Origin of the sequence: Cryptosporangium minutisporangium (assembly GCF_039536245.1) — a bacterium.
In the GTDB taxonomy this organism is placed as follows: Bacteria; Actinomycetota; Actinomycetes; order Mycobacteriales; family Cryptosporangiaceae; genus Cryptosporangium; species Cryptosporangium minutisporangium.
This window is the reverse complement of record NZ_BAAAYN010000070.1, coordinates 97,454-106,946: the sequence shown is the minus strand read 5'-3', so window position 1 is coordinate 106,946 and position 9,493 is coordinate 97,454. Positions and strand designations below refer to the sequence as shown.

At 73.7% G+C, this 9,493-nt stretch carries 8 protein-coding genes and 1 pseudogene; 4 read left to right on the top strand and 5 right to left on the bottom strand.

The features are described 5' to 3' along the window. Window positions 1-94: 94 nt before the first annotated feature. The 5 genes and pseudogenes from ABEB28_RS39930 to ABEB28_RS39910 form a co-directional block, all read right to left on the bottom strand. Complete coding sequence (locus ABEB28_RS39930) at window positions 95-382, bottom strand: Lrp/AsnC family transcriptional regulator (protein WP_345733512.1); 288 nt, start codon at window positions 380-382, stop codon at window positions 95-97. Window positions 383-564: 182 nt separating this feature from the next. Further along, the gene (locus ABEB28_RS39925) at window positions 565-717 is read right to left on the bottom strand and encodes a hypothetical protein (protein ID WP_345733511.1); all 153 of its coding nucleotides are present in this window, start codon (window positions 715-717) and stop codon (window positions 565-567) included. After that, the gene (locus ABEB28_RS39920; protein WP_345733510.1) at window positions 714-1,556 is read right to left on the bottom strand and encodes a sugar phosphate nucleotidyltransferase; all 843 of its coding nucleotides are present in this window, start codon (window positions 1,554-1,556) and stop codon (window positions 714-716) included. The genes ABEB28_RS39925 and ABEB28_RS39920 overlap by 4 nt, the downstream gene beginning before the upstream one ends. Then, a complete protein-coding gene (locus tag ABEB28_RS39915; RefSeq protein ID WP_345733509.1) occupies window positions 1,553-2,647 on the bottom strand; it encodes an NUDIX domain-containing protein in 1,095 nt (364 codons plus the stop codon). The genes ABEB28_RS39920 and ABEB28_RS39915 overlap by 4 nt, the downstream gene beginning before the upstream one ends. Window positions 2,648-3,074: 427 nt before the next feature. After that, window positions 3,075-4,808: pseudogene (locus ABEB28_RS39910) on the bottom strand (DEDD exonuclease domain-containing protein); the annotation flags it as partial. A gap of 166 nt (window positions 4,809-4,974) precedes the next feature. On the opposite strand from ABEB28_RS39910, the gene ABEB28_RS39905 reads away from it, so the two are divergent. From ABEB28_RS39905 to ABEB28_RS39890, 4 genes are all read left to right on the top strand, one after another. After that, window positions 4,975-6,327: an NYN domain-containing protein gene (locus ABEB28_RS39905; protein ID WP_345733508.1), complete on the top strand. Its 1,353-nt coding sequence runs from the start codon at window positions 4,975-4,977 to the stop codon at window positions 6,325-6,327. Between the two features lie 67 nt (window positions 6,328-6,394). Further along, window positions 6,395-6,682: a hypothetical protein gene (locus ABEB28_RS39900; protein WP_345733507.1), complete on the top strand. Its 288-nt coding sequence runs from the start codon at window positions 6,395-6,397 to the stop codon at window positions 6,680-6,682. Window positions 6,683-6,936: 254 nt separating this feature from the next. Continuing rightward, entirely contained in the window at window positions 6,937-8,235 is a 1,299-nt protein-coding gene (locus ABEB28_RS39895) for a M48 family metallopeptidase (protein ID WP_345733506.1), read from the top strand. Then, window positions 8,232-9,440 (top strand): glycosyltransferase family 4 protein, encoded by a 1,209-nt coding sequence (locus ABEB28_RS39890; protein WP_345733505.1) that lies wholly within the window; start codon window positions 8,232-8,234, stop codon window positions 9,438-9,440. Before ABEB28_RS39895 ends, ABEB28_RS39890 begins: the two co-directional genes overlap by 4 nt. Window positions 9,441-9,493 lie beyond the last annotated feature (53 nt).

Genomic DNA, 9,493 nt, shown 5'->3' with positions numbered 1-9,493 from the left:
GGGGGCGGGACGGCGGCGGCGCGCATGGAGCGCAACGGCGGGCGGCGTCAGGTTTGAGGTGCTGTTCGTTCGGCGGCGTGCCGAACGCGGCTGGTCAGTCGGCGTCTTCGAGGCCGATGGAGAACGCGGCGTCGAGGTCGTGGCGCGAGTAGGCGCGGAACGCGATGTGCGTCTCGGTGTCCACGATGCCGGGCACCTTGCTGATGCGGCCGGCGATCACCTCGGCGATCTCCTCGAACCGGTGGACCCGCACGATCGCGATCAGGTCGACGTTGCCGGCCGTCGAGTAGACCTCGCTGACGCCGGGCAGGTCGGCCAGCGTCTGGGCGACCTCGGGGATCGAGTCGGTCTCGCAGCTGATCATCACGATCGACGTGATCACGTGGACGCTCCTCGGGGGTCCTCCGCGGCCCGTTCCGCGGTGCGGTCGCCAGCCTAGTCACTCGCGCACCGGCGGTCCGCGTCGGTGGTTTGGCGGGGCCCGGCTGGTTGTCGGATCCTCGACGCCATAGGGGACAGGATGCGACAACGACCGTCGCTCCGGCCGCGAGTCGAGGTCTGGCGTCAGGCGGGGACCGTGAGATCGTCCGCGCGGATCGTGTCGGTCAGGGACTCGTGCGCCTCGACCCGCGCGCCCGGCCACACCACGCAGCGGACGATCCGTCCCGCGACCGTCGCCCCGGCGCCGACCACCGAGTCCGTGGCCGTGCCGGTCACAACCGCGCNCGCGCGCCCGGCCACACCACGCAGCGGACGATCCGTCCCGCGACCGTCGCCCCGGCGCCGACCACCGAGTCCGTGGCCGTGCCGGTCACAACCGCGCCCGCGTCGACACCGTGGGCCGCGTCGACGCCGTGGGCCGCGTCGACACCGTGGGCCGCGTCGACGCCGTGGGCCGCGTCGACACCGTGGGCCGCGTCGGCGGTGCGGGCGTGCAGGTTCGCGGCGAGGTAGTCGGCGGGCGTTCCGCAGTCGACGAACGTTCCCTCGAACGGGCTGAGCTCCAGGCACCCGGCGGCCCAGGCGTCGCGCCACACCACCTCGTAGAGGCCGGTCGGCTCCGGCCGCAACCGAGTCGCCGCGGTGGCCGGGAGCAGCGAGACCCCGGCGAACCGCCACCGGTCGAAGTCGCGTCGGCGGTCGCCCGCGTCGACGACGAGCAGCCGCGGGTGCTCCCCGCTCCACCCGGCGAGGAAGTCCCCGGGAAGCGGCCCCGCGAGGTACGCGTCCGCGTTGAGCACCAACACGTCCCGTCCGGCGACCCAGTTCCGCAGCGCGGCGACCGCACCGGCCGTGCCGAGCGCCTCGGGCTGCTCCACCGAGAGATGCGCCCGGCCGGTGACCGCCGCAGCGATCTGCTCGGCCTGGTGATGGGCGTTGACCGCGACCTGGGAAGGGCCGCTCAGGCCGAGGGAGTCCAGCCGAGCGAGCGCTCGATCGAGCAGCGGCACGTTGCCCACCGGGCACAGGGCCTTCGGCCGCAGGTTGGTGAGCGGGCGCAGCCGGGTGCCCGCTCCGGCGGCCAGGACGACCGCGCAGACGTCGCGCTGAGTCACGTGGGCTCTCCGTGCGCCGGCGTGGCGTTCTTCGCCTCGGTGGCCTCCGGGTCGGCGAAGGCCTCTCCAGGTTCCCCCAGAACCTCCTCGGTCCGTTCTCCGCCCCGTCCCGGCGTGTCGTCCTCGACGACGAGGCCGGGCGCCCTGGTGGCGCTCGCTGGATCCGTGGCGTTCGTCGGGCCCGTGGCCATAGCCGGGCCCGGGGTGCTCACTGGGCCCGGGGCGGGCGTGGTGGCTGGCGTGGTGGCTGGCGTGGTCGTCGCGTCTGCCGTGCCTAGCTCCGGCGCGTCCTGCGGGAACGCCGCGTCTCGCGTGTCCTCCGGGGTTGCCGCGTCTGGCGTGTCCGCCGGGGTTGCCGCGTCTGGCGTGTCCTCCGGGGTTGCCGCGTCTGGCGTGTCCGCCGGGGTTGCCGCGTCTGGCGTGTCCTCCGGGGTTGCCGCGTCTCGCGCGTCCGGCGGAGGCGCAGAGCTCGGGGCGTGGCTCGCGGCGGGCGGGTTGGAGGTTGCCGGGGGCTGTCGGTCGCTGCCGGCGGGGGACCTGGCAGGGTTCGGCTGCTCTGCGGTGTCGGGGGAGGGCGTCGAGCGCTCGGAGGCAGGCGTGGGGTGCGCGGGGGAGGCGTCGGGGGTAACCAGACCGGCGCGGCCCAGGAGGCGGAACGTCGGACCGGTGAGCGGTGGCAACTCGTCGAGCGCGAACCAGCGCGCCTCCCCGATCTCGACCTGATCGACCGCGACCTCGGTGGCGTCCGCGTTCACGGTCGCCGTGAAGATCAGATCGACCTGCTGGACGAACGGGTTCACGTGCGCGTTGGGCACGATCGGCGTGACCGCGTCGGGCTTCAGCGTCACCCCGATCTCCTCGCGCAGCTCGCGGACTGCGGCGTCCCGAGGATGCTCGTGCCGGTCGAGCAGTCCGCCCGGCAGCGACCACCCCTTCGACGGCGGCTGGCGGACCAGGAGCAGCCGGTCGTCATGATCGCGCAGTAGCACCACCGACCCGAGGGTGTAGTTCGGCGTCCCCAGCCGGACCAGCTTCCGCCGCACCCGGAGCGGCAGCCGCCGGAACACCTCGATCGCTCTGCGGTGCAGCACCATCCGGACCGTACTGACTCGACTCGGGTTCGCGGGCGCCATGACTGGACAGGTTAGAGCGCTCGGCCGCGGCCGCCGGTACGGGACTCGGTACGGCGGCTCCGGACGGATCCGGTACGGAGCTCGGCACGGCCGCCCCGGACAGATCCGGCACGGCCGACGACAGGGCAGCCGCCGGACGTGACGTGGGTATGGGCAGGAACTGGGTGCCTGCGGGCCCGAACGGGGGGCCTGCTGCCCCGGAGGCGTCGGTGGAAGGAGCCTCCGGGCCCGGAGCGGCTGTCGAGCCGACCGGTGAGAGGTGCGTGGGGTGGGCGGTCTCTCGGCCCAGGTGCGGCGTCGGGGTGGGGCGCGGGGTGCGTGCGGGGCGCGCTTCCGGACGGAGTCGGCGCCGGTCGTCGAACGGGTCCGCGCCGTGCCGGCTCGCCTCGATGCGGGTCAGCAGGTCGGCCCACCGTCCCGCGCCCCGGGCCGGCGACGACCAGATCGTGTCGACCTTCACCAGCCGGGTCTCCGGCCGCTCCACCCAGGCGAGCACCCGCTCGATCTCCTCCAGATGGATGCCGTCCGCCGCCGGATCGCGCACCACGGTCTCCGCGGACGCAACCAGCTGCTCCACCACCGGCATCGGCGGCACCCCACGCGCCGCCACCCCGGCCGCCGCCAGGCGCCCGTGCCGCACGACCGAGATCTCCCAGCCGCCCTCCCCGTCGGACCGGGCGGCGACCAGCTCCGGCACGCTGCTGATCGCCCGAGTGCGCTGCGCCCGGATGACCGCCCGCAAAAGCGCCGCCAGCCGGTTCCGTGCGGTCGCGGCCTCCTCGTACCGCTGCCGGTCCGACAGCGTGTCGATGCGGGCCAGGAGACGCTCCACCAGCGGCGTCGGGTCGCCCTCCACCGCCTCACGGAACGCCTCGGCGTGCCGGCCGTACGCCTCGACCGTGACCCGGTGCTCGCACGGTGCCTCGCACCTGCGGATCTCGGCCAGCGCGCAGGCCGGGCTGGTGCGCCGGGTGGACAGCACCCCACCGCACTGCCGGAGCGGCAGGACGTCGTAGACCGCGGTGGCGGCGGCCTCGGCCGAGCGCCGGGAGGAGAACGGACCCAGGTAGGCGGTGCCGTCGTCCCGCGTCTGGCGCACCACCGACAGCCGCGGGTAGGCGTCGGTGGTCAGGCGGAGCCACAGCCGCCGCTCGGGGTGTTTCGACCGGCGGTTGTACGGCGGCTTGTGCGCAGCGATCAATCGCAGCTCACGGACCTCGGCCTCCAGCGAGTGCGCGCAGACGATCGCCTCGATGCGTTCCGCCGCATTGATCATCTCGGCCATCCGGGACCGCTGTTCGGACGACACGAAGTACTGGCGGACGCGCGACCGCAGGTCCTTGCTGGTGCCGACGTAGAGCGGGCGGTCGGTCGCGTCGCGGAACAGGTAGACGCCGGGCGCGCTCGGGACCCCGACGGCCAGGTGCCGCTTGCGACGCTGTGCCTCGGAGACCTGCGTGGTGAACGTCTCGAGCTCTTCCAGCGTCTGGATGCCGAGGTTGCCGAGCCGCTCCAGCAGGCCGTGCAGAACGTCCACCGTGGCCCTCGCGTCGGCGAGCGCACGGTGCACCGGCGTCGTGGCCGATCGGAAGAACGCGGCGAGCGTGCCGAGCTTGCAGTTGCGGACCTCGTCGCGGCTGAGCGCCCGGCGGGCCAGCACGGCGGTATCGACCTTGCGGAAGGTCGGCCAGGTCTGGCCGTGCGCCTCGCACGCCGCCCGCAAATGGCTCAAGTCGAAGGGCGCGTTGTGCGCGACGAGCACCGAACCGTGTGCGAACTCCAGAAAGGTCGGCAGCACCTCGGCGATCGGCGGGGCCACCGCGACCATCGCGTCGGTGATTCCGGTGAGCACGGTGATGAACGGCGGAATGCCGATCCCGGGATCGACCAGCGTCTGGAACTCGCCGAGCACCTCGCCACCACGAACCTTCACCGCACCGATCTCGGTGATCGCCGACCCGCCAGGCGCTCCACCGGTGGTCTCCAGGTCCACGACGACGAACGTGGTCTCCCGTAGGGGCTGGCCGAGTTCGTCGAACGTCGACTGGACCCAGTGCCTGCCCCCGGCCGGCGACGCAGCGGCGGTGGGGGTTGTGGTGGACGGGTGGTGGCGTTGCATGGGCCGACCGTAGGGGGTGGGTGGGACAAAAACGCGAGGCCGCCACGTTCACCTGGTCTGACGTGGTCCGTCGTGAGGCCGTCGGCCGGTGGGGGTGGAAGACTGGCAGCATGTCCACCATCCGGCCCGGGCGGAACACAGGCTGGCGCGTCACTCCGCGGCGCCTGTGACCGGCGATCACCACAGAGCGGACGGTGCTCCGGACGAGATTCCGGACGTCGAGCCGTCCCTGCCGGATGCCGTCCGGGCGCGGGTCACCGCGCTCGCCGTCGACTTGTTCCCCGGGCTGGGGCCGGACGTCCTCCCTGCTCAGCTGCGTCGGTTCGCGCAGTTCACGCCGGCTCGGCGTGCTCGGCTGGCTGGTCCGACCGTAGTGGCCCAGCTCGCCGCCGACCCCGCGTTCCGCGAGCGGCTGGCCGAGCGGGCGGTCGAGGCCGCCGGTCCGCTCGGTGCGGCGGTGGCCGCCGGGAACCCGCCCGGCGCCGCGGACCCCGTCGAAGTGGCCGCCCTGGCGTACCTGGCGCGTCCGGCTCGGTGGACGACGCTGGTCGAGGCCGCGTCGGCGACCGTCGTGGCGGCGGCCGAGTCCGAGCAGGTGCAAGCGGCGTCCCGTCAGGTCGAGCGGCTCACCGAGCAGCTCGAACGGGTTCGGGTCAACGCCAAGGCCGACGCCGACAAGCTGCGGTCGGACCTGGCCGGGGTGCGCGCCGAGGCGGACGAACTGCGTGGCAGGGTCCGTGAACTGGCCAAGGCGCTCCGCGACTCCGAGCAGGACGTCCGGCGGCTCACCGACGCGGTCTCGACCGAACGTGGGCGGGTGGCTGCCGCGTCGAGTGCCTCGGATGCCGAGATCCGCCGCCTGCGAACCCGGCTGGCCGACGCCGAGCGCGAGCTGGAGGTGGCGAAGTCGGCGAGCCGGGCCGGGCGCGTCACCGACGAGACGCGGCTCTGGCTGTTGCTGGAGACGATCGGCAACGCTACCCAGGGCCTGCGCCGGGAGCTGGCGGTGGCTCCGCCCGACACGCTGCCCGGTGACGTCGTCGCGGCGTCGTCGGCGGCTGCCGCGGGCAGCCGGACCAAAGCGGGCGGACAGCTCTGGGCCGCCGAGGAACCGGCTCGGCTCGACCAGCTGCTCGCGTTGCCCCGCGTCCATCTGGTGATCGACGGTTACAACGTCACGAAGACCGGTTTCCCGGGGTTGGCGCTGGAGCAGCAGCGCACCCGGCTGCTCGCCGGGTTGGCCGGACTGGCCGCGCAGACGAACGCCGAGATCACGGTGGTGTTCGACGGAGCCGGGCGGCTGCCCGCCGCTCCCAGCTCGCCGCGGGGGGTGCGGGTGATCTTCAGCCCGCCGGGTGAGATCGCCGACGAGGTGATCCGGCGGCTGGTGCGCGCCGAGCCGAAGGGCAGGCCGGTCGTCGTCGTCTCGTCCGACAAAGAGGTCGCCGAAGGGATCCGGCGTGCGGGCGCCTACGCGGTGCCGTCGGTGGTGTTGGTGCGGCGGCTCGACCGGGCGTGAGCGGTTTTGTCGTACCCCTTGCCTACTGTGCGTGGCAGTGGAGATGCACGGAAGGAGGCGACGAAGGATGCTCATCGACTGCGACGCGTGTGGGGTCCGCGGCTCCGGCTGCCGTGACTGCGTGATCAGTGCACTGGTCGGTGCCCCACCGGCAGGCGTCGAGCTGACCGAGCTGCCGGCCGGCGTGGAGCTCGACGAAGTGGAGAACGCGGCGCTGCAGGCGTTCGTGTCGGCGGGGATGGACCCGGAATTCCTGTCGATCACCGCGGCCACCCAGCCGGAGCACGAGCACGGGACCGATTGGCTCGGCGCTCGTCACGCCGACGAAGAGCGCGCCCGCCGCCGCGCAGGCTGACCAAATGCGTCCGGGCGCGGCGGCCGGCGGGGTTGCTCGGGCGGAGGCTGACCAAATGCGTCCGGGCGCGGCGGCCGGCGGGGTTGCTCGGGCGGAGGCTGACCAAATGCGTCCAGGCGCGGCGGCCGGCGGGGGCCGGTCGGGACGCAGGCTGACCCGAGGCGTCTTGGCCTAGCGCCCGGCTGGGCGGGTCGGGGCGCGGGCTGAGCGGGAGGCGCCGTGGCGGGCTGGGAGGCGGCTGGGATGATCGGGGAGTGTCGAGCCGAGCCGTCGCCCTGATCGCGTTCCTGGTGCTCGGCGCCGCCGTGGTCGTGACCGCCGGCGTCCTCACGCCATGGCGCACCGCCCCCGCCGGGGAGACCCGCACCACCGTCACGACACCGCGTCCCGACGCGAGCACCGACTTCTCCGAGGCCGAGATCCGTCGCGGGAGCGTGTTCCGCGCCGCGCTGCGCCCATGGTCACTCGCCCGGCTCGCGCTCGGCCTCGTCCTCGCGCTGGCGCTCGGCCTGACGCCGCTGGGCGCGCGCCTCATCGGTGCCGTCGCCCGCCCGCTCGGTGGGTCCTGGTGGGTGGAGGCGCTGCTGGGCGGCGTCGTCCTCGGGGCCGTGGCCACGGTGGTCACGCTTCCGCTCGCCGCCTGGTCGGAGGTCCTGCTCCGCCGGTACGGCCTGTCGACGCAGAACTGGGGCGGCTGGCTCGCCGACCAAGCCAAGGCGTGGGCGGTCTCGGCGGTCCTTACCGCGGTGATGACCCTGGTCCTCTTCGCCCTCATCCGCGCCACCCCGAACTGGTGGTGGGCCTGGGCCGCCGCCGGCGCCGCCGCGTTCGTGTTCGTCGCGTCGTTCGCGTTCCCGATCCTGATCGAGCCGCTGTTCAACCGGTTCACGCCGATGCCGGACTCCCCGCTCCGGACGAGCCTCGTGCAGCTCGCCGAACGCGACGGTGAGCCGGTGAAAGACGTCCTGATCGCGGACGCCTCGCGGCGCACGACCACGCTCAACGCGTACGTGTCGGGCTACGGCGCCAGCCGGCGGATCGTCGTCTACGACACGCTGTTGAAGGAAGCGCCACCCGACGAGGTGGAGTCGGTCGTCGCGCACGAACTCGGCCACGCCGTGCACCGCGACGTCGTCACCGGCACCGTGCTCGGTGCGCTCGGAGCGGCGTCCGCGGTGTGCGGACTCGCGGTGCTCGGAGGGTGGGCGCCGCTGCTGCGCCGAGCCGGGGTGGACAGTCTCGCCGACCCGAAAGCCATCGGCTTGGTGCTGGCGATCATCGCCGTGGTGGGGACCCTCTCGACGCCGATGCAGACGCTGGTGTCCCGCCAGATCGAGGCGCGTGCGGACGAGCACGCGTTGGAACTGACCCGCGACCCGGAGGCGTTCGTGTCGATGGAACGCAGGCTGGCCCTGCAGAATCGGGCCGACCTCCGTCCGAACCGGCTCTTCCAGCTCTGGTTCGGTACCCACCCGACCACTGTGGATCGCATCGCGGCGGCCAGGGAATTCGCTGCCCGTGAAGGCCTCCCGGTCCCGGCGCCCGCCCGATGAGCACCCCGGAGCCCTCGACGAGCCCTTCGCCCTCACCGGCGACCGATCCGGACCCTGCCCGGGCCACCCGGCGGACGCTGCTGGTCACCAACGACTTCCCGCCGCGTCCCGGCGGGATCCAGACGTTCGTCCACCAGCTGGCGGTGCGGCAGCCACCCGGTTCGCTAGTGGTCTACGCCTCCCAGTGGAAGGGCTCGGACGAATTCGACGCCGAGCAGCCGTTCCCGGTCGTGCGGCACCCGACGTCGCTGCTGATACCGACGCCGGGCGCGGCTCGCCGGGTGGTCGCCACCGCACTGGAGTACGGCTGCACCACGGCCTGGTACGGCGCCGCCGCTCCGCTCGGGCTGTTGGCGCCGACGCTGCGGCGTCGAGCCGGTGTGGACTGGCAGGTCGCCCAGACCCACGGCCACGAGGCCGGGTGGGCGGCGTTGCCCGGTCCGCGGCAGCTGCTCAGCCGGATCGCCGACGGCGTCGACGTGATCACGTACCTCGGGGCGTACACGCGCTCGAAGCTGGCCGGCCCGGTGGGGGACCGGGCCGCGCTCGTCCACCTGCCCGGCGGCGTCAACACCGCCGAGTTCCATCCCGGCGTGGACGCGTCCGCGGTGCGGGAGCGGTACGGGCTCGGCGACCGGCCGACGATCGTCTGCGTCTCCCGGCTCGTCCCCCGCAAAGGGCAGGACCTGTTGATCCGGGCGCTGCCGGAGATTCGGCGGCGGGTGCCTGGCGCGGTCTTGTTGCTGGTCAGTGGGGGACCGTACCGGGAGAAGCTGCAGAAGCTGGCGGCTCGGCACGGGGTCACCGAGAACGTGAAGTTCACCGGGTCGGTGCCGTGGGCGGAGCTGCCTGCCCACTACGCGGCCGGGAACGTGTTCGCGATGCCGTGCCGGACCCGGCGGCGCGGCCTGGACGTCGAAGGCCTCGGGATCGTGTACCTGGAAGCGTCGGCGACCGGGCTGCCGGTGCTCGCCGGGGACTCCGGGGGAGCTCCGGACGCCGTGCTGGAGGGCGAGACCGGTTACGTCGTGGGCGGTCGTGACCTGCCCGCGCTGGTCGACCGCGCTTCCGAGTTGCTCGCTGACCCCGCCAAGGCGCAGGCCATGGGGAAGACGGGGCGCGAGTGGGTGGAGCGGGAGTGGCACTGGGACACGCTCGCCGCCCGCATGACGTCGCTCCTGAGCGGCCCGGCCGGCCTCCAGTAGGCCCGGCCACCGTCGCGGCAGCTCCCAGCGCCGAGAACCCGACAACGACGCCC

Bases quoted from the DNA above. Each gene is read 5' to 3' on its own strand.
- ABEB28_RS39900 (WP_345733507.1), top strand. From the start codon at position 6,395: ATGCTCATCGACTGCGACGCGTGTGGGGTCCGCGGCTCCGGCTGCCGT.
- ABEB28_RS39890 (WP_345733505.1), top strand. From the start codon at position 8,232: ATGAGCACCCCGGAGCCCTCGACGAGCCCTTCGCCCTCACCGGCGACC.